An 18,951-nucleotide genomic window follows, 5' to 3' on the forward strand; every position below is an offset into this window, starting at 1 on the left:
GCTAATTGAGCTTATTAGACGTTTCTGTCTAAATAATATCCTAACCACTCTAAGAATTTATTACTAGTTGTCGCCACATTTAGTCGTAAGTAAGTTGATTCTTTAACACTAGGATTGAATAACTGCCCTGGAGCGACTAGCCACTTATCCTTGTAAGCATCTAATGCCAGCTGCGCGGTATCTTGCCCAGTATCAACCCAAACGAACATGCCTGCCTGCGTCTGTTTAGGATAAACAATACCAATACTCGGTAATGATTGGCGCAAATTCTGATGAGCCTCATATAAATTCTGCTGTACTTTTTTTAATTGGCGTCGATATTCTCCTTGCGTCCATAATTTATGAATCACTCGCTCGCCAAATTCTGGTGTAGTCATATTACTCAAGGTTTTGACTCTTAACATATCCTCAATAAATCTATCAGGGCATACTAGCATACCGACACGCCAACCTGATGACATAGATTTTGAAAATCCTGTCGCATAAAACACCCGCTCGAACTGATCAAGGCTAGCATAACGCAATGCTTGACCATCAGGCACAAAAGCGGCGTATAAATCGTCTTCAAAGATATAAGCATCGTATTCATGAATGAGCTTTAGGACTTGATGAGCGCGGGCAGGGTGGAGATTATAGGACGTTGGATTATGTAATACGCTATTGGTAAGATAGAGCTTAGGTCGATGCGCTGCAAACAACTGCTGCATCTGCTCAATGTCAGGACCTAAATGATCACGCTCTACAGCAATTACTTTAAACCCCAGTTGCTGCAGGCAACTCGACAACCAAAACCAGCCTGGATTATCTACTATCACCGTATCACCTGACTGTAATAATAATTGCGCCACCAAAGTCACCGCTTGTGATACACCAGCGGTGGTCGCCACATTGTCAATAGAGGTATGCATTCCTAAAGTATCTAAGTGCTGAACTAGCTGCTGACGCAGAGGTAGATATCCTTTAATATCTCCATAATCATAAACAAAGCTGTCGGCTTGAGCAGTAACTTGCCGAATAGCCCACTCCATCTTGTCATTGCGTATCCAATCATTCGGTAGCACACCAGCACCAGGTGCCTGATGGCGCGGTATCTCACTAAACATCTGATTGACCAGCCAGCGGGTATCTATGACGGGTGTTTTACTCTTTGTTTCTACCGTCCTCTCTACCGTTGCCTGCTCTCGAACATAATATCCTGAGCCAGGCTTAGCTAGAAGTATGTTTGTAGCCACTAGCTGCTCGTAGGCTTGAGTCACTGTGAAGCTTGAGATATTGAGTAATTTAGCAAGCTTGCGAACCGATGGTACGCGTTGATTAGGCAAATAAATCTGCCAGTCAATGCGCTGCTTTATCCATTCAGTAACAGCGACTGTCTTGGTTACTTTAGGATTGAGAACATAGGTATCTATCATTGTTTCGCAAGCCTTTGGTTAAAGTGTTATGGTAGCTGTATTAGCAACTGTTATGGTAAATAAATCTATACACTTTGTTGATTGTAAATAGAACTGTATCGGTACTGTTATGATGCTAATCGCTATTATAACAGTATAAGTAACAGTATAAGTAACTATGCCTTAGGTCTATAATCATCCTCTCAAAGTTGGTCGTTAAAAGTTAGCTCTGCACAAGGCCTATATATGCAAATCAATAACAAACTGCCCAACCACGTCTATTTTTTATTAATTGGTCAAAGTATCAATCTAACGACAGCGGTGCTATCGGTAACTGTTGCAGCGCTTGTCGGGCTATCTTTGGCGCCCAGTATTGGTTACGCTACTATTCCCTACGGATTACAGTTTTTAGCCATTCTACTAAGCACCGTTATGTTTTCAAAACTTATGAAGGCATTTGGTAGATATCGGATTTTTAATGCAGGTATTGGCTTTTTGTTTTTGTCAGGCATCATAGGGTTTTTATCTTTAATAGATCATAACTTTTTTTACTTATGTATCAGTCATTTTCTATTAGGGTTATTTATATCAACCGCTAACTTTTATAGGTTTGCCGCTACAGATAGTATAAGTGGTGAGCTCGTCCCCAAAGCCACTTCAATGGTCATCTCAGGTGGGGTGTTTGCCGCGATAGTCGCACCATTACTAGCTATCAATTTAGCTAAAGCGTCAGACTTACCTGATTACTCACTTATTTATCTGGCTTTATCCGTGCTTGCCATTATTTTATTTATCATTATTTATTTTTGGAATCAAGCAAACGCGCGTCACGATAAGAGCATTGTAAAAACAAAAACGCCTGTCGCTAATGCTATAGAAGTCAAAAAGTATATTATTGTCATTGCTGTATTGGGCGGCGCTTTAGGCTATTACATTATGAATCTTATGATGATAGCGTCGTCATTATTCTTAAAGCAAAGCCATTCTTTTGATTATGCCTCCTACGCTATTCAAATGCATGTACTGGCTATGTTTTTGCCTTCGTTTTTTGTAGCCAAGCTCATTAACCTCATCAATAGCGTCAACACCATCATATTGGGCTTTGTTTTAATCTCTATATCTTGCTTACTGCCCGTTCTTTTAGACAATACTATTTTTATTAATATTGCTTTGATTATCTTAGGCGTTGGCTGGAATTTTACTTATTCAGGAGGCTCAACACTGCTGAGTAATATTCAAGGCGCGCAGAGGTTAAAATTCCAAGGAATTAATGAAACGGTCATTGCTTTTTTTGCAACCTTAGGCGCTTTTCTTCCTGCGCCTATATTGAGCTATTTTGGCTGGATAGATACTAATTTAGTATTCTTTATTTTTTCTATTTCGATATCTATCTTTTTTATCGCATCGGTATTTATCTTTAAAAAACGCAGCTATTGATTAAGAGTTATATTATCAACACTTTGAATTTGAAAATATTTTTTTAGAATAATAAATTTAGGATAAACACATGACGCCTATTCATATTGCCTTAGCAATACTGGTGACCTTCATTTGGGGGGTGAACTTTACCTTTATCACTTGGGGGCTTGAGAGTTTTCCGCCATTGATGCTCACTGCGATGCGATTTTTCTTTACCGCTGTGCCATTGGTTTTGTTTCTTAAGCCACCAAAATTTAATCGTAGCTTATTTATCTATGCTATCGGTACTTTTGTTATGCAGTATGCCTTTGTATTTACGGCGATGCATTTGGGTGCATCAGCAGGATTGACCGCGTTGGTGCTACAGCTGCAGATATTTATCACCGTATTACTTGCGTATTTAATGCTAGGTGAGGCGGTCAGTCGCATACAGATTATCGGTATGCTAGTCGGTGTCCTAGGGCTGAGTGTGATTGCGCTAAATCTTGGCGGTGACATGCCGCTGATCGGCTTTATCTGCATCTTGATTGCGGCAATAGGTTGGAGCTTTGGCAACATCGCCTCAAAGCAGGTCTCAAAACAAGTATCTAGGCAAGCCGCTACGAAGACTATGCAGCAAAAGGCAGGCGTATCTAATGTTCAGCCTAATACTGTAGGAAATAAAGCATCAGCAGTAACGGCTTTAGCATTAGTCGTTTGGGGTGGTCTAATTGCTTGTGTGATTTTAATTGTAGCGTCACTTGTATTTGAGAGTGATGCCTGGCAACTAGCTACCTTTACACAAGCATCGCTCAAGTCTTGGTTATCGCTTGGATTTATTGTGTATATTTCAACGCTGATTGGCTTCGGACTATGGGCACATTTATTGGCGCAAAATACCGCCTCTAAAGTTATGCCATTCGCTCTGTTAGTGCCTATATTTGGTATGGCGACCTCAGTGTTGCTCACGGGCGAGCAGGTGACATGGTGGAAGATGCTAGCGATGGTATTGATATTATCGGGATTGGTACTGGCTAATGTGAAGGTAGGGTTTATCAAAAAAATATTTATCATTAGTAAAAAATAGCTTCTGTAAAGTGGGTTTTACGCACCGACAATGACACCTTTTAACTCTGAATTCTGGTGCGATGGAGTGCACCCTACGCCTGAAATTCATTTTATGAAGTAGATTAAACAACAGCTAGTTCTAAAACAAAAACCCAGTTATCGCTTAGCGTTAACTGGGTTTTTACTGTGCTGTTTTCGGGAGTGTTAATAATAAAGCACTTAACTTAATTTAAATCTCTGGAACTTAAAGTCTAGTCCCAATAGCCTTTAGGGCACTTAGGCAACTCAACCAAAGTCTTACGCAGGGCGTCTGCCCACTGATGACGGATAGTATTAAAATACTCATCACGCTCATCAATACGGCGACCCTTAGGTATCTTTAGGCTGTCGTTTTCATAGAGCATAAAGTCTATCGGCATACCTACAGATAGGTTGGAGTTTATCGTTGAGTCAAACGACAGCATTAGCGCGCGCGCCGCATGTCTAGGATCGGTCTCATAATCAATAGAGCGATCAAGGATCGGCTTGCCATACTTGCTCTCACCTAACTGAAAGAATGGCGTATCCTCGGTGGCCTTGATACAGTTGCCCTCACGATAAATCTTATATAGCTCAGCAGGCTGACCTTTTATCTGACCGCCCAGCATAAATGAGCTAGTAAATTGACCGTCAACATTCGCGTTGGCGACTTGTTTGGCGTGGTTCATGACATTACGCATGCATTCACCAACCATTTGCGCCGCATCAAATAGGCTCAAGACTGTGTTTAAATTACTCTCAGCACGCTGGTCGATATCATTCTGCAATTTGGTAAATACTGCCTGTGAAGTAGCTAAGCTACCTGCGGTTTGGAGTACCATAAAGCGCTCGCCTTCAATACCATAATGATAGAGCTTTTTGAAGGTTGAGATGTGATCAACGCCAGCATTGGTGCGAGTATCACTAGCGAAAACCATGCCATCCTTTAAACGAACGGCGGCACAATAAGTCATAGAAACCCTTAGTAATGAACATAAATAAAAATAGCGGACGCTATGATAGCCTAGTGACAAGGACTTGACTGTAAAGATTTTCGTAACCGCCGCCCATGCGCACTCCGCGTACTGGTGCGGTATCTAGATAATCGCGACCGATCGCCACATAGACATGCGAGTTAGGCTGAAACGCTTGGTTGGAGATGTCAAAAGTGTACCAGTAGCCATCTAAGTAAGCCTCAGCCCACGCATGACTTGCCATGTGGTTTTCGGTATCGTCATATAGGTAACCTGACACGTAACGTGCTGGAATCTGCTTATCACGCAGCATACTGATAAACACATGGGTATGGTCTTGACACACGCCCCCTTTAGTGGCAAAAGACTCAGCAGCCGTGGTGCCAACATGGGTTACGTTCTTCACAAAAGGCATCTTCATAATCAGCTCATTAGCCATAGTTTTGAGACTATCATGAGTGACATTCTTCAAGAACGGTGCAGCGAAGTCGCGCATCTCTTGTGAGCACTTGGTCAAGGGCGTCTGCACTGTAAATAGCAAATAGGGCACATGATCCATGTCTTGTAGGCGCTCAGTATCGGTATCGATTTCGACGATGCCTGAGGCTTGCATCTGTAGGTTATTGTGTGCCTCGTTACGACTCAAGGTGAGCCAATCATTACCAAAACCATCCTTTTGATTGGTGGCCACTTTGGGTAGCATAACATCCCAGCGGTGAATAACTTGATGGGATAGCTGCATAGGCGTCATACGGATATACTGCACACTACGCTGCGCCAGCTCATCGTAATAGTAATTGGTTTGATGACTGATTTGAAGTTTCATAGTCTCTTCCTATTGGTATTTTATTATGTCTTATATATCTGCAGTTTATTCTCTAATCTCATTCATTAAAGTCATTAGACACCTTGACGCAAGATAAGATTGAACTCTTTGCTGATTAAGCCAAAATCACTAAAGCGTTTAGATCTGATCATCTGATTGGTCAGACGGATTAGCTCACGCCAGCGCGTATTCTCAGGTAACTCATTGATCCAATGCTTAAATTGTAGACTAATTTCCATCGAGTCCTCATCCAGTAATACTGCTCGTTCTAATTGCTCAAATTGACGCCCTAACTGCCAAAAGCAAGTCACGGTTGCATGCTCTTGCTTCATAGCAGCATTACAAGCGTACAGCTGTAAGGTGGCAGCACGATAAGTACCTGCGCTTGAGAGGCGCTTAATTAAGTTATAGAGCTCTGCAGTATCTTTACCTAGTACCCCTTTGGCTTCTTGGACGTTGGCCTCAATCGACTGTACGACATTAGGGATGATAGTCTGCTCAAGATTAATCATGATTTGAGCTTTCATAACTTTAAGCGATTCGTCAGCATCAGCTTCAAAGCCTAAATGCGTGATCAGATGCTGTACTTGCGATTTTTTGAGATCGCCTTTGATTATCTGTTTCATAATGCTGTCATAATAATACAGACGCTCACTGTAACGACCAAGCCAAATTAAATGACTGGCTGTTGAGAGTAGCAAGATCATAGGCGCATCATCTAAATGCTCATAACCTGCCTCTATAGGCTGCGCACGATCAAAGTATTCGGAGTGACTTGAGAGGTTTTTTTCAAGCGCATGGTCTGGCTTGCCAGCATTAGTATTAACATTGTCATTGGCACTGCTATCTGAAATGCTGTCATCAATAACCCAAGTGTCTTTGATACCGCCGCCTTGCGATGAGTTGACCACCAGTGAGCCTTCAACCATCGCGACACGGGTCAAACCACCTGGTACGATATCTACTGAACCATCGCCGTGACTGAGGATAAAGGGGCGCAAATCGATATGTCGCGGCGCGATACCATCAGCGACAGCAGTAGGGTTGGTTGAAAGCGAAATCGTCGGCTGCGCAATAAAGCCTGCTGGGTTTTCAAGTAAGCGAACACGATAGTCTTCAATCTCTTTTTTAGTGGAGGTTGGGCCAATAAGCATGCCATAGCCACCAGAGCCTTGCGTTTCTTTGACTACCAGCTTATCTAGATTATCTAAGACATATTTGAGCTCGTCTGGTTTACGGCATTGAAAGGTTTGGATATTGGGCAGTATTGGCTCTTCATCCAAATAAAACTTAATCATATCAGGCACAAAAGGATAAAGACTTTTGTCATCAGCGACGCCTGTGCCGGGTGCGTTAGTTATGACGACATTGCCAGCACGATAAGCGCTCATCAGCCCTGATACACCCAGTATAGAGCTGGACTCAAACGCTAATGGGTCAATAAACGGATCATCGATACGGCGATAGATCACATCGACTTGTACTTTACCGCGTATGCCTTGCATGTAGACTTTGCTGTCTTCAACCACCAGATCATAACCATGTACCAGTGGCACATTCATCTCATGCGCTAAGAACGCATGCTCATAATAAGCACTATTAAATCGCCCTGGGGTCAAGATTACAATTTGCGGATCGTATTTGCTCGTTGAGCTGGCAAGACATTTTTTGAGACGCATCGGGTAATCACTAATCCCTAGAATAGGGGTGTGATCGAACATATCGGCTAACAGCGTCTCAGAGATATTACGGCTCTCCAGCATATAAGAGACGCCAGAGGGTGTACGTAGATTATCCTCTAACACACAAAACGTGCCATCCTCATCACGGATCAAATCAATACCGCTAATATGCGAATAGATAGGCTTATCCAGCTCAATACCCATCATCCATGGCTCATAGCAGCCACTAGCATAGACGTAACTATCAGGCACGACGCCTGCTTTCATGATAGCTTGCTCGTGGTAGATGTCATGCAAAAAGGCATTTAATGCAGTAATACGCTGCTTACAGCCTTTTTCAATGATCTCCCATTCACTAGCGGCGATAATACGTGGAATAATATCAAAAGGGATCATCCGTTCAATATTCTTAGCGTCGCTATAAACCGTAAAGGTGACACCCTTACGATAAAAGATATTTTCGGCTTGCTCATTAAGATGATTGAGCGCGTCCATATTGATGGTGTCTAGCCAATTACCAACGGTTTTGGCGACAGGCCGATACTGACCTTCGCTAATGATTAGCTCATCGAAGCTTGGTTTTTTAGTGGGTTTTTGCGTGTCCTTGCCAGCGCTTTTAGGACTATTCTTAGTTGCAGCGGCTGTAGATTGACTTTGCTCCTGAGTGCCATTGTCGGCTGAAGTTTGAGTATCTGTTGCAGATTGAGTCTGTTTTTGAGTTTGGGTCTTTTTATTCATAAATACCTCACGCATCCTTGATAGAGTTATTGACTAAGGACTATAGACTAATAGTGATGAGTCCTATAGCTGTTTTAATTGATCACATATCCTATGTCTGACCTCGACTATACCGCGTCTATAGGCTTATGCACAACATGAGTTTGATAATTTAATAACGTTAAAGTTACAATCTAAACGATAATTAAAACAATCATTACGAATAATATAAGCACTTGCACGATCATTATCTATAGCTCAATGTCAAAATATACTGATAATAAAGAAGCGCTATAAAATCAATGTTAATAGCAGCGAATTAAGACAAGTAAAGGGGTAAACGTAATTATGCACAGTTGTTATTCGTTTATAAGATCAGCTACTGTTGCAATAGCTATTATCAGCCTAAACGGCTGTAGTAATAATGAGGATGTCATTGAGCTTGTCTTACCGACAGGCAGTAATGTTGTCGCGCTTGGAGACTCGCTCACTTACGGCTATAGCGTCAACAGAGACCTTACTTATCCTGCGGTGTTAGCAGATATGACTGGTTGGAAAATCATCAATGCCGGTGTCAATGGTAATACTTCAGCCAATGTACTGGGGCGGATTGATACTGTTATCGCGCAAAATCCAGATTTGGTATTACTGAGCGTCGGTGGTAATGATGTACTGCGCCGAGTACCGTCAGAGGTTACAGCGGCTAATATCACAACGGCTGTTAAGCAGCTAAAAGCCGCCAATATTGACGTTATCCTAATCGCACAGCCTTATTTTAGCGCCAGTGCACTGTTCGGTCGTGCCAGCGACAATCCAATCTATGCTAGTATCGCTAAGAGCGAAAACGTACCGCTATATAGCAAGCGCTGGTCCGAGGTAATCTCTAACAATGCGCTCAAGTCCGACCAAATTCATGCCAATGCTGCAGGCTATCGCTACTTTGCAGAGGGGTTGTACGCGTATTTACAACAAAATGGCGTAGCGCGTTAAACTTTGAACGATTTTTAGATGTAAAAAGGAGCGCTTAATCAATAAGCGCTCCTTTTTATTCATATCCCTTAAAACAAAGCGTTAAGCTTGACGGTGACAGCTACATTACAACGATTAATCCTTCATCGGCAGGTATCTTGCCCGCGCATACCTCAGCGTATACATTAGATAATCCTTCAACGCCATCGAGCTGCTTAATCTGCAGCCATTCATTGGTTTTAGCCATGCTGTGCATCACATAACGCATGGACTGCTTATTGAATGCTTCCATACCTAATTGCTTTATTAGATGCTGAATGTGACTCGGCGCAAAGAACGGATGGCTTCGCTCACGGATAATACCCTCGACCTGACGCGGCTCATCCCAATGGGTCGCACCGACATTGCTGGTATAACGCATGTTATCACCTAAATGCGTATGCAAGCGACTGAGCACATCGGTATTGGCGGACATATCGATAATAGCTGTGGGTTTACTGGCATCGATCTGTTCTAGATCATCATAGCTGAGCACACTATCGTAAGCGTTGATTGAGTTCACAAAGTCAACGTTACGCGCTGAGGTCAGACCAATCACTGCAGGCGCGTTGTCATCATTAATGAGGCCATAAGCCAACCCTGTACTGGTCTTACTTGAGGCGCTAATGATGATAATTTGCTCGGCATCGAACCAGTGATTGCTCTCAAGCAAATCGTGCAAGCAATACGAGGTTAAGTGCAGCACAAAAAGCAGCATACGTGAATTATCATTAGCACGATCATAGCCACGCTCATGATTGACGCGCTGATATAAATTATAGCCTGGCGGCAGGTGCGAGCGATGGTCGCTGGCATCCATCATACTCGTCTTGGTGATGTGCGCAGGCTTGAGCACTAACTCATTAGCGGGCGGGAAGTAACCAAATAGACGCTCACCAACAGGTAGATCTGCACAGTTTGACTGAACGACATCAGCAAAACCCCATACTGGGATAATACCCCATTGCTTAGGGTCGTCACCGTTTGGCGCAAAGAACTGCCAGTAACGTAGTTGATCGCCCATGACCGCATAAGTGATATTATTCGCGGTAAAAGCAAAGCGATCGACTTTAACTAGTACCTCACCGTCGCTGATCGTTTGCGCGGGTGCCTCAACTACACGCGATTGGGCCAAATCTGCTTTATTAGTTTGAAATTCCTGCATAATTTTGTCCTTTTATTATGGTTCAACGTTTATCATAACCTACAAGCACCTTGATAAAGTCATAAAGACGCTTGTAAGCTGACAAGACTCTAAGACTTTGCGTGACGCGCTGCCATAATTTGCATGGTTTCACCGACGAGCTTTGGCATATTCGCCGCCGCTTTTGGCATTGCCGATTTGATACGCATCAAGGTAGCGCCTTGCTCTGGCGTCATCTCACTGCTCGGTTGGACTAGTCGGGTAAAGCCATCCAAGCGATTATTAATCAGCCAATCGCGTATCTCAGGCTCTTTGGCCCAGCGCTGCTGATTACGCATTTGCGCCATGATGCCCATGAGCCAATCGGTATCATGGTTCGGTAATGGCACAACGCCGCATATCTCGTTTTTGGTCGCCTCATCATCGTAGCTTGCCTCAATATGAGCGATGAAAGCGGCACTAAATACCGGCTGATAGGAGCGTACGGTCTGCACTATGATCTTGTTACCTTTGAACACTCTATAGATATCGGAGACCGGTACCGCGCGCGCGGAGCAATCAACATGCATCGTATTGGCAGTGGTTGCGATGCTATCTTGCCCACTGTTACCAAAAGCAATCTTATCAACGTCCAAGCGGGTCACTCGGCCTTTACGCACGATGTTTTTGACGCGGCGTAATTGTGCTAGCTCATCTTTGCTGACAGTCGCCCCATGAAACATCTGCGGTTTGACGTCGGGGTCAATACGCATCAACACGCCTGCTTGCTCTAATCGATTAAATAGATCGTCCATGTTTTCAGCTTCGCCAATAGCTTCCGCTTGTGCTGCTTGCGCGCCCATCGTATCGTTAAAAAATTCACGCGAGGGCTGAGCGTTTTTGCGATCGAGTAGCCAGCCATCTCTTGAGACTATCCACGTGATATCATCAGGCTCTATTTGATTCTCTAGTAACCAAAGTACCGCATCGATACCTGTTTTGCCGCCGCCAATTACGACGTAGCCATCACGCAGGGTATTTATATTTGGTAAGTTGTTAAGCGGCTCAAATTGTACCCCATCGGCAACTGTAAAACTTGGCGTATGCGTTGAGGGGACAGAGGTTTTAAAGTAAGTACCATCGACAATTTTTTTATTAACTTTAACTTGATACTCTTTATCAGACAATATTGACTTAAAGGTAGCGACGCCGTCATCTGCGTTCTCACTGTCATAATCATACTCACACATAGGGAAGTACTGAACGCGGCCACTCGGCAAAAACGTCTACTTCATGACCTGATCATAGTAGGCCATCACTTGATCGCCAGTTGCCAGCTCCGCTAAGCCTTTGTTTAAGCCAACCTCATCGACAGTACCATTGCACAGCTCGCGTGAGCTTACCCCATAAAAGGAGGAGGGCTGATGTAGCGTCACGAACGAATACGCATCGTTCCAATGTCCACCCGGCTTATGATGACGATCGATAATGATGATATTGGCATTGGTCTCAGTCAGCAATGTATCAGCAAAGGCCATTCCAACCGCGCCGCTGCCAATAATCAAATAATCAGTCTCTACATGTTGAATAGGCATAGCGTCTTTGCATCCTGTGTGAGTAAACGAATAATTAACGAACAAGTGTTGTTAAATAACAGTGTTATATATTAAGATGACACTGTTATAATTGTCAAGCTTTTATCAATTATACTTGTAGATAATGCCAAAATAGCTTATAACCGTCAAAACATAGCGAGAGTCCAATGAGTACAGTAGATCCTAGAACAAAAATACTAAACGCCGCTTCAGCTTTATTCTTAGAAGGCGGCGGTGCGGCCCTAAGCGTCCGTGCTATATCAAGCCGCGCAGGATTATCAACGATCGGTATTTATAAGTACTTTCAAGGCAAGCAAGGCATATTGGACGCGCTATATATCGAAGGCTTCAATTATGTCCGCGATGCAATGTGCGTGCTCGCTGATGATGAGCGGGCAAGTAAAGCGCAAGTATTGGCCTCTTGTCTAGGATATCTTAATGTTGGTGAGCAACACGAAGCGCATTATCGACTTATCTTTGGCGAGGCGGACGCCGGTTACGAGCCATCAGAGAATGCAGTTGCCGCGCGCAACAAGGCGTTTGCGAAGTTAGTTCGCGTGGTTGGCTCCTATCTGGATGATAACGCAAGCTCATCTGAATGTCGGCAATTGGCGTTAGATATTTGGGCGATAGTACATGGCTATGTCAGCATCAGTCATCATGTCGCGCTCACGCACAATAAGAATCCTGATTGGAAACGTATGGCGCTGCGAGTCGTCGTTAACCAATTGGACGCGGCAAAACAGTCGGTTTAAAGTGAGTTATTCAAAATATACAAAATCGTTTTTCTTAGAAAATGACTGTTTTAGTAAGCGAATATTTTATAGATGATTTTACAGACGAATGCTTTGTAGAGGACTATAAGTGTACGTTTTACGATTCTTGCATTATGTAAATACCATCTCCGCCTTGAGTTTGACGGCAGAGGTTATGCAGCAAATAGATAAGATGGATATAAATTAAGTTATTGATTTTGTTTATATTATGTCGGTTTGTAAGCTATGTCTTTAGGCAAAGCATTTTATCTTTTTTAAAGTAGTAAGCGAAAAGGGCAGTGCATGAGTCAAACGGTGCGCTGCCTTTTCCTTTTTGTAACGCTTGCCAGCCAAACGACTATATTGTCCATTGATCTGAGATAATAGCTACTAGGTAGCGCTGCCCTTGATATTCATCAAATACCAAGCGTATTGCGCGCCAGTCCATGCCGCTATATTGCTCACTGCCACCATGATAAAACTCAACAAAATCAGCGTCTTGATAGACCTGATTTAAGTTATTGATGCTATTGCCGATAGCTTTTGAGTCATTAACGCTAATGGTCGGCTGGTTATCAAATTGCTTAGCATTAACCCACGTCTCCAAGTATTTAGGTAGTGGCGTGACTAACAGCTCACCTGTACCGTCCTTTTCACCCCACGTGAAGCGGATATTGGACTGCTGCAGATACTGAGTGAACTGCGCACGACTAAAGACTTTATCGGACTGAGGACGGACATAGGCGTACATCGAAAAGCGTACGCCACGTGTCGGGTGGATATCACTGATAATACTGGCATAGTCTTTATTGGCGAGGGCAGATTGTATGCCAAGCGCTTGTTCAGTCAGGGATTGATTTGTGGTCATGGAATCATTTGAGGTGTCTGACGATTTATTTTGCTCAGTAGGTGCAGTATTGCTAGGTAGCGACTGACAGCCTGTTACTGTTAATAATAGTGCCAAGCTAGCTGCGATAGCTAAAGATGAGCGAGAAAATGAAATCATAAAGGTATTCCTTTTAAATATATAAAAAAGCATAATGTGTTGTTATATTGGGGTGAGAATGATCGATAAGTGGTGTCATTCATTGTCGACAGTAATAATTTTATTACTGTCGACAATGCACATAGTTATGCTTAAATAAAGGTTAGCTATAAGTAGTCATGATGTCGTTTAGGAGAACATTATGCAAATGATATATTTATTGATAAAGAGGCTTCGGCTAGTATTGTTATTAATAACAATGATGACCAGTTCGGCTGTTGGCAATAATAAGCAATTTATAACAATGGACACAGCTAAGATAGCAACCATTAGCCAAATGTATGAGCAAGATATCAGTGTAGAAGGATTTAGCGAAAAACCTGTATTATTGGAATATAGCACAGCGGAGCTAATAGCCGCATTTGCGCTTGAGCAAGCATATTTTGACAGAGAACAGATAAGCTGTAATATCGGTCATGACATATTATGGGATTCACAAGATCCTGACTATAGCCAAGACAAGCAGTTTGCTGTCACTGAGCAAGGCTTAGTCAAAGTCAGCTTAGCGCAAGGCAGTAATATTTATTATGAGCTGGCGTGTACCAGTATCGATGAAAAAGCAGAATGTAAAATTGCTGACGTGATGTTAGATGAAGATATATATGGTAGTCGCACGTTAAAAAGTTATCTTATAAAAAACTGCGTTTAGATAGTCGGCGTGAATTTCAAAATTACTTTAAATATCTACAAGCTGAGACATTATGTGAAATTACATACGTAAAGTCTTAATATGGCGCAAACTCTAATAGTTAACTGGAATCTGAATAACCTCAAAGCCGTTGGTTTGTTTTCGCATAATGTATATTATGTTAAATAGACTCTATATTAGTTAACCGTTTATATCGATGGTCGTTATCTTCTCAACTAAAAAGTCCACTGCCGCTTTTACCTTTGGTACTAGATAGCGCTGTTTTTGGTACAGCAAATAAACCGCCATATCAGCATTTTGTGTGATGGCCAAATCGTGCTCAAATATCAGCTCTTGTAGTGCGCCTGATTCAAGATAAGATGCTAGTGCCCAACGAGTTGACATAAAAACACCTTCACCATTGCAAGCTTTTTTGGCAAGCCAAGCGCCATTGTTGGAGATGGCAACCGCAGGCCCTGACACATCGTGCCACTGATCCTCTATATAACATAACCACGGCGTTGGCCCTGTTGGGGTTTTAAAATACAGACCGCTATGATTTTTGAGCTCCATGGCAGTGCTTGGCATGCCATGCTTTGTAAAATAGCTTGGTGCGGCGACTGGAATAAAGCCATTATCCATAAGCCTGATCGCAATCACTCGCTCATTTGGTGCGTAACCACCACGAATAGCGATATCGACATCATCGCGTCCCAATGTCGACAACTCATCACTCAAACTGACATCCAATACAATCTGTGGGTACAAAGCACTAAACTCATCTAAGATCGGCAATACTACTTTTTCTCCAAAACCTACCATCGAGCTAATACGCAAACGACCCATTGGTGTAGTCTGATAGCTACGAACAGTCTCTTTGCTTTGCTCTAGTTGACTGAGTATCTGCTGCACGTCATTATAATAGACCTGCCCTACTTCGGTCAGTTTGACCATTCGCGTTGAGCGCTTTAATAATGTGGCTCCCAATGTTTTTTCTAAATCTGACACTCGTCTCGATAATGATGATGGTGGCACATTAAACACTTTTGCTGCCTTGGTAAAACTACCTGTTTCGACAACTTTACAGAAATAACGTATTGCACGTAACTGATCCAACTGAGCTCTCCAACCACTAAATATCTAAGTATTTTTATTTTATTATTGCCATAAAAGCAATAGTGATTGCTATTATCTGTTATATACAAGCCAATTAAAACCAGTAATAATGATTTTAATTCAATTTTTTACCTTTTAAGCCAATAATGGATGACTACCTTATGATTACTTTGCATGGATTTGCTGCGAGCAACTATTACAACTTAGTAAAACACGTTCTTTTACACAAAGAGATTCCCTTCCAAGAAAACTTGGTTTACCCAAGTAGCGATGAGCTATTAGCCGTCAGCCCCGTTGGCAAAGTACCCGCTATCACAACAGCTGAAGGTTTTGAGCTGTCAGAGTCCAGTGTTATCTGCGATTTTCTTGAAGATAGTTATCCCAAAAAGCCGCTATATCCCAAACCGGCCACAGAACGTGCGGTCGTACGTCAAATTATGAAAATAGCAGAGCTTTATTTTGAGCTATCTAGCCGTCGACTGATACCTTTTGTCTTCTCGGGGGCACAAGCACCACAAGTAATCAAAGACGAGGTACGTCAAGTCTTGACGCGCGGTATTATTGCTATGAATCGTTTGTGTAAATTTTCACCTTGGATTGCAGGCGATACATTCACGATGGCTGATATTTATATGTATTATGTCGCTACTATCGTACATACCTTTGCTTCAAGCCAGCTTAATTGGGATGTCTTAGCAGAGATTGACGGTATGAAAGCGTGGAACGATACGATGAAGCAAACTGACATTGCTCAAGCTATAGAAGCTGATCGTATGGCAAATATGCCAGAATTTATGCAACACGTACAAGCCCAAATCAAAGCTGCCAACGCCAAGTAGAGCTGAACTAAACAAAGCTAAATAATAGCTCATTTAAATAACGAACTATTTACGATCAACAAAAGACGCTTTGTCTAATACCTTTAATCATTTGCAGGAGCAAAAATTATGAGCGATACAAACATACAATTAATATCTACCATTAGTGCCGACAACAAACTTACCGTATCGTTGCAAGATATCGGCATGCCGCAGCCAAATGACGACCAAGTTGTCGTACGTATTGAAGCGGCGCCACTCAATCCATCAGATTTAGCGATTTTGTTTAGCGTCGCTGATATGTCTACCGCTGCGCAATCAGGTACCGAGAAAAACCCAGTTATCACAGCAGACGTCCCTGACAAGTTCATGCCAGCGGTCAAAACCCGCGTGGGCAAAGATACGCCTGTGGGTAATGAAGGCGCAGGTACTGTAGTTGCCGCAGGCTCATCACCGGCAGCGCAAGCCTTGATGGGAAAAATCGTTGCGGTCATCGGTGGCGGTACTTATCGCCAGTATCACTGCGTCAACGTGCAAAGCTGCTTGGAGCTAAAAGAAGGCACAACGGCTAAAGAAGGCGCATCCTCTTTCGTCAATCCGCTAACCGCCCTTGCGATGACTGAGACCATGCGCGCAGAAGGTCATAAGGCGATTGTTCATGCAGCAGCCGCTTCAAGCCTAGGTCAAATGCTTAATCGTATTTGTATGGCTGATGGCATCGATCTTGTCAATATTGTCCGTAAAGAAGAGCAAGAAACCTTGCTTCGTAATATGGGCGCAAAATACGTGGTTAACTCAAGCAGCGAGTCATTCCTTGCTGATTTGACTTCAGCGATTATCGAGACGGGCGCTACGATTGCCTTTGATCCTATCGGCGGTGGTCAGCTAACCAGCGATATCTTGAACTGTATGGAAGCCGCTATCACACGCGACGTCGAAGAATACAGCGTATACGGCTCTAATACCTTTAAGCAAGTCTACGTTTATGGCGGATTAAACCGAGGTCCTATTGTCCTTAATCGCAACTTTGGTTTTTCTTGGGGCGTTGGCGGTTTCTTGTTGTTCAATGCACTCGGTAAATTGGGAACCAAAACCGTTATGAAAATGCGTCAACGTGTGGCAGATGAGATCACTACTACCTTTGCCAGCAGCTATACTCATGAAGTGTCATTACCTGAGGTTCTACACTTACAATCTATCGCCGCCTATGGCAAACAAGCCACAGGTGAGAAATACTTAATTAAGCCTCAAAGCTAATGATGTTTTTAGCCAGTTGATTGATGGTACAGATAGCCTTTGAGCTCAAAACCATCTATAAAACTAGGTACGAAAAAGGCAGATACTGTATACAGTATCTGCCTTTTTTATGACTTATCCTAGGATGCTATTATTAAATATATCGTCAGCTAGAAAAATGACTTGCTGGATAGCTGAATAAGCAACACACTACACTAATTGCCTCATCGGCTCTCACGATACAATGTTGTTTGTGATTCGTTCTTAAAATCATCATAACTAATAGCGGGTTCGGTATTCACATCGCCCACATTCATCGAGCGCAGTCTAGTCGTTGATGGCGATACGGATTTATACTCTATCGGTCTTATATTTGCGGCAATAGTATTTAGACTCTCATTAACAGAATCCAAACGCGCAGCATTAGCCGCCTCTGCCGCTTCCTTGTCCGCTGTAGCTTGAGCATTGGCTAACGAGGTCTCTTGACCGATAACAGATATGTTTTTGTTCACCGCTGACATCTGAGAGTTAACTGAGCCTAGGCGATCGCTTAGCGCCACTAAACTATTATTGGCATTAAGAATAACGATAACGATAGCTATCAGTAATAAAATACAAAAAATGGCAATAGCAGTAAGTATTCTATAAGTATTGTTAGGCTTGTTATCAAAGTTACCGGCTAATACCCTAGTGTTATTAGCAAATGCAGGCTCGGATATTTGATAAGTAGCTGTATTCTCGTAAGCTACCGTTGTTTTATTTTGCTTGGTTATTCTTTTGTTAGCTCTTGTTTTATTAGGACTTGAAGAATTATTGCGGTTACTATCCGATAAATCATCAAAAAAAGCTATTTCATCGTCGGATAGATCATCAGAACCATATAGATGATCATCGGAAATATGGCCGTGGGTTCTATCATTTGCAGTCGTTTTAGCTGCTACTGAGCGCTTGTCAGTATTCTCATCAGTCGGCTCTACTGCCAACTCAGACTTTCTAAAAGTTTCACTGGCTAAAGTTTGCTTTAAATAACGCTCATAGACACTCAGACTCCTACTATTAATATTAAGCTTAATAGAGTCTTTAGATAGCTCTGTACTATTGTCAGGATTACGAGTATCGTCTGGGGAGGTCATAAAGTATTACCATAGCATTAGATTTCATTAAGGTTATGTAATTGTTAGTATTTCTTATAATACGGACGCTTCAATGTAGTCTGCAATCAGTTTTAGTATGGGCGCTACGATACAGTGATAAACGGTCTTAAATGATATTAATAAGCTACTATAGTCGAATAAAGCACTAACAATCTGTTTAAAAAATAACCAACCGTTATGTTTATAATACTTGATCTGATCAATCTATAAAAAATTAAAAGCTATCATTACCAAAATTAAGTCAATACTTTACATTCAACGGTATTTTATTTGCATAGCGGCATACGTAGGTATCAGTATAGATTATTGCTACATAATAACAATATTGTAAACAGACTGCTTATATAATTTCACTCTAAACTTAGTCTTAATCAGGCTAAGTTTAGATTAAATGCAAAA

General features: G+C 42.4%; 17 protein-coding genes. 7 read left to right on the top strand and 10 right to left on the bottom strand.

Going from position 1 to position 18,951, the window contains the following annotated elements; all coding sequences use genetic code 11:
- Positions 1-14: 14 nt before the first annotated feature.
- Positions 15-1,412: an aminotransferase-like domain-containing protein gene (locus ACR63T_RS06805; RefSeq protein WP_472785200.1), complete on the bottom strand. Its 1,398-nt coding sequence runs from the start codon at positions 1,410-1,412 to the stop codon at positions 15-17.
- Positions 1,413-1,637: 225 nt separating this feature from the next.
- On the opposite strand from ACR63T_RS06805, the gene ACR63T_RS06810 reads away from it, so the two are divergent.
- Both ACR63T_RS06810 and ACR63T_RS06815 read left to right on the top strand, forming a co-directional pair.
- A complete protein-coding gene (locus tag ACR63T_RS06810) occupies positions 1,638-2,828 on the top strand; it encodes an MFS transporter (protein ID WP_472785201.1) in 1,191 nt (396 codons plus the stop codon).
- A gap of 70 nt (positions 2,829-2,898) precedes the next feature.
- Entirely contained in the window at positions 2,899-3,876 is a 978-nt protein-coding gene (locus ACR63T_RS06815) for an EamA family transporter (protein WP_472785202.1), read from the top strand.
- Between the two features lie 232 nt (positions 3,877-4,108).
- Here ACR63T_RS06815 and ACR63T_RS06820 read toward each other — a convergent pair whose 3' ends face one another.
- From ACR63T_RS06820 to ACR63T_RS06830, 3 genes are all read right to left on the bottom strand, one after another.
- The gene (locus ACR63T_RS06820) at positions 4,109-4,849 is read right to left on the bottom strand and encodes a proteasome-type protease (RefSeq protein ID WP_305900233.1); all 741 of its coding nucleotides are present in this window, start codon (positions 4,847-4,849) and stop codon (positions 4,109-4,111) included.
- A gap of 40 nt (positions 4,850-4,889) precedes the next feature.
- Entirely contained in the window at positions 4,890-5,675 is a 786-nt protein-coding gene (locus ACR63T_RS06825; RefSeq protein ID WP_305900234.1) for a transglutaminase family protein, read from the bottom strand.
- A 74-nt stretch (positions 5,676-5,749) separates the two neighbouring features.
- Entirely contained in the window at positions 5,750-8,095 is a 2,346-nt protein-coding gene (locus ACR63T_RS06830; RefSeq protein WP_472785203.1) for a circularly permuted type 2 ATP-grasp protein, read from the bottom strand.
- 327 nt (positions 8,096-8,422) lie between these two features.
- Between ACR63T_RS06830 and ACR63T_RS06835 the strand changes: the two genes are divergently transcribed.
- Positions 8,423-9,064 carry a GDSL-type esterase/lipase family protein gene (locus ACR63T_RS06835; protein WP_472783474.1) on the top strand — a complete coding sequence of 214 codons (642 nt, stop codon included), beginning with the start codon at positions 8,423-8,425 and terminating at the stop codon, positions 9,062-9,064.
- Positions 9,065-9,164: 100 nt separating this feature from the next.
- On the opposite strand, the gene ACR63T_RS06840 is transcribed toward ACR63T_RS06835, so the two are convergent.
- The 3 genes from ACR63T_RS06840 to ACR63T_RS06850 form a co-directional block, all read right to left on the bottom strand.
- Positions 9,165-10,247, bottom strand: coding sequence for a DUF2855 family protein (locus ACR63T_RS06840; protein WP_472783475.1), 1,083 nt, complete (start codon positions 10,245-10,247; stop codon positions 9,165-9,167).
- An 89-nt stretch (positions 10,248-10,336) separates the two neighbouring features.
- Positions 10,337-11,485, bottom strand: coding sequence for a hypothetical protein (locus tag ACR63T_RS06845; protein ID WP_472783476.1), 1,149 nt, complete (start codon positions 11,483-11,485; stop codon positions 10,337-10,339).
- A 6-nt stretch (positions 11,486-11,491) separates the two neighbouring features.
- Entirely contained in the window at positions 11,492-11,800 is a 309-nt protein-coding gene (locus ACR63T_RS06850; RefSeq protein WP_472783477.1) for an NAD(P)-binding protein, read from the bottom strand.
- A gap of 167 nt (positions 11,801-11,967) precedes the next feature.
- Here ACR63T_RS06850 and ACR63T_RS06855 point away from each other — a divergent pair, with 167 nt between their 5' ends.
- Positions 11,968-12,555: a TetR/AcrR family transcriptional regulator gene (locus ACR63T_RS06855; RefSeq protein ID WP_472783478.1), complete on the top strand. Its 588-nt coding sequence runs from the start codon at positions 11,968-11,970 to the stop codon at positions 12,553-12,555.
- Positions 12,556-12,913: 358 nt separating this feature from the next.
- Here the strand turns inward: ACR63T_RS06855 and ACR63T_RS06860 are convergent, their stop codons facing one another.
- Positions 12,914-13,561 (bottom strand): hypothetical protein, encoded by a 648-nt coding sequence (locus ACR63T_RS06860; RefSeq protein ID WP_472783479.1) that lies wholly within the window; start codon positions 13,559-13,561, stop codon positions 12,914-12,916.
- Positions 13,562-13,844: 283 nt separating this feature from the next.
- Here ACR63T_RS06860 and ACR63T_RS06865 point away from each other — a divergent pair, with 283 nt between their 5' ends.
- On the top strand, positions 13,845-14,249 hold the full coding sequence (locus tag ACR63T_RS06865; RefSeq protein WP_472783480.1) for a hypothetical protein: 405 nt from the start codon (positions 13,845-13,847) through the stop codon (positions 14,247-14,249).
- Positions 14,250-14,429: 180 nt separating this feature from the next.
- Here the strand turns inward: ACR63T_RS06865 and ACR63T_RS06870 are convergent, their stop codons facing one another.
- Complete coding sequence (locus ACR63T_RS06870; RefSeq protein ID WP_305898163.1) at positions 14,430-15,344, bottom strand: LysR family transcriptional regulator; 915 nt, start codon at positions 15,342-15,344, stop codon at positions 14,430-14,432.
- A gap of 161 nt (positions 15,345-15,505) precedes the next feature.
- On the opposite strand from ACR63T_RS06870, the gene ACR63T_RS06875 reads away from it, so the two are divergent.
- Positions 15,506-16,183: a glutathione S-transferase family protein gene (locus tag ACR63T_RS06875; RefSeq protein WP_472783481.1), complete on the top strand. Its 678-nt coding sequence runs from the start codon at positions 15,506-15,508 to the stop codon at positions 16,181-16,183.
- 108 nt (positions 16,184-16,291) lie between these two features.
- Positions 16,292-17,419 (top strand): zinc-binding dehydrogenase, encoded by a 1,128-nt coding sequence (locus ACR63T_RS06880; RefSeq protein WP_472783482.1) that lies wholly within the window; start codon positions 16,292-16,294, stop codon positions 17,417-17,419.
- A gap of 203 nt (positions 17,420-17,622) precedes the next feature.
- Here ACR63T_RS06880 and ACR63T_RS06885 read toward each other — a convergent pair whose 3' ends face one another.
- Positions 17,623-18,531, bottom strand: a complete 909-nt coding sequence (locus ACR63T_RS06885; RefSeq protein ID WP_472783483.1) for a hypothetical protein — start codon at positions 18,529-18,531, stop codon at positions 17,623-17,625.
- Positions 18,532-18,951 lie beyond the last annotated feature (420 nt).

The organism is Psychrobacter sp. M17(2026) (assembly GCF_055699815.1).

Bases quoted from the DNA above. Each gene is read 5' to 3' on its own strand.
- ACR63T_RS06805 (WP_472785200.1), bottom strand. From the start codon at position 1,412: ATGATAGATACCTATGTTCTCAATCCTAAAGTAACCAAGACAGTCGCT.
- ACR63T_RS06810 (WP_472785201.1), top strand. From the start codon at position 1,638: ATGCAAATCAATAACAAACTGCCCAACCACGTCTATTTTTTATTAATT.
- ACR63T_RS06815 (WP_472785202.1), top strand. From the start codon at position 2,899: ATGACGCCTATTCATATTGCCTTAGCAATACTGGTGACCTTCATTTGG.
- ACR63T_RS06820 (WP_305900233.1), bottom strand. From the start codon at position 4,849: ATGACTTATTGTGCCGCCGTTCGTTTAAAGGATGGCATGGTTTTCGCT.
- ACR63T_RS06825 (WP_305900234.1), bottom strand. From the start codon at position 5,675: ATGAAACTTCAAATCAGTCATCAAACCAATTACTATTACGATGAGCTG.
- ACR63T_RS06830 (WP_472785203.1), bottom strand. From the start codon at position 8,095: ATGAATAAAAAGACCCAAACTCAAAAACAGACTCAATCTGCAACAGAT.
- ACR63T_RS06835 (WP_472783474.1), top strand. From the start codon at position 8,423: ATGCACAGTTGTTATTCGTTTATAAGATCAGCTACTGTTGCAATAGCT.
- ACR63T_RS06840 (WP_472783475.1), bottom strand. From the start codon at position 10,247: ATGCAGGAATTTCAAACTAATAAAGCAGATTTGGCCCAATCGCGTGTA.
- ACR63T_RS06850 (WP_472783477.1), bottom strand. From the start codon at position 11,800: ATGCCTATTCAACATGTAGAGACTGATTATTTGATTATTGGCAGCGGC.
- ACR63T_RS06855 (WP_472783478.1), top strand. From the start codon at position 11,968: ATGAGTACAGTAGATCCTAGAACAAAAATACTAAACGCCGCTTCAGCT.
- ACR63T_RS06860 (WP_472783479.1), bottom strand. From the start codon at position 13,561: ATGATTTCATTTTCTCGCTCATCTTTAGCTATCGCAGCTAGCTTGGCA.
- ACR63T_RS06865 (WP_472783480.1), top strand. From the start codon at position 13,845: ATGGACACAGCTAAGATAGCAACCATTAGCCAAATGTATGAGCAAGAT.
- ACR63T_RS06875 (WP_472783481.1), top strand. From the start codon at position 15,506: ATGATTACTTTGCATGGATTTGCTGCGAGCAACTATTACAACTTAGTA.
- ACR63T_RS06880 (WP_472783482.1), top strand. From the start codon at position 16,292: ATGAGCGATACAAACATACAATTAATATCTACCATTAGTGCCGACAAC.
- ACR63T_RS06885 (WP_472783483.1), bottom strand. From the start codon at position 18,531: ATGACCTCCCCAGACGATACTCGTAATCCTGACAATAGTACAGAGCTA.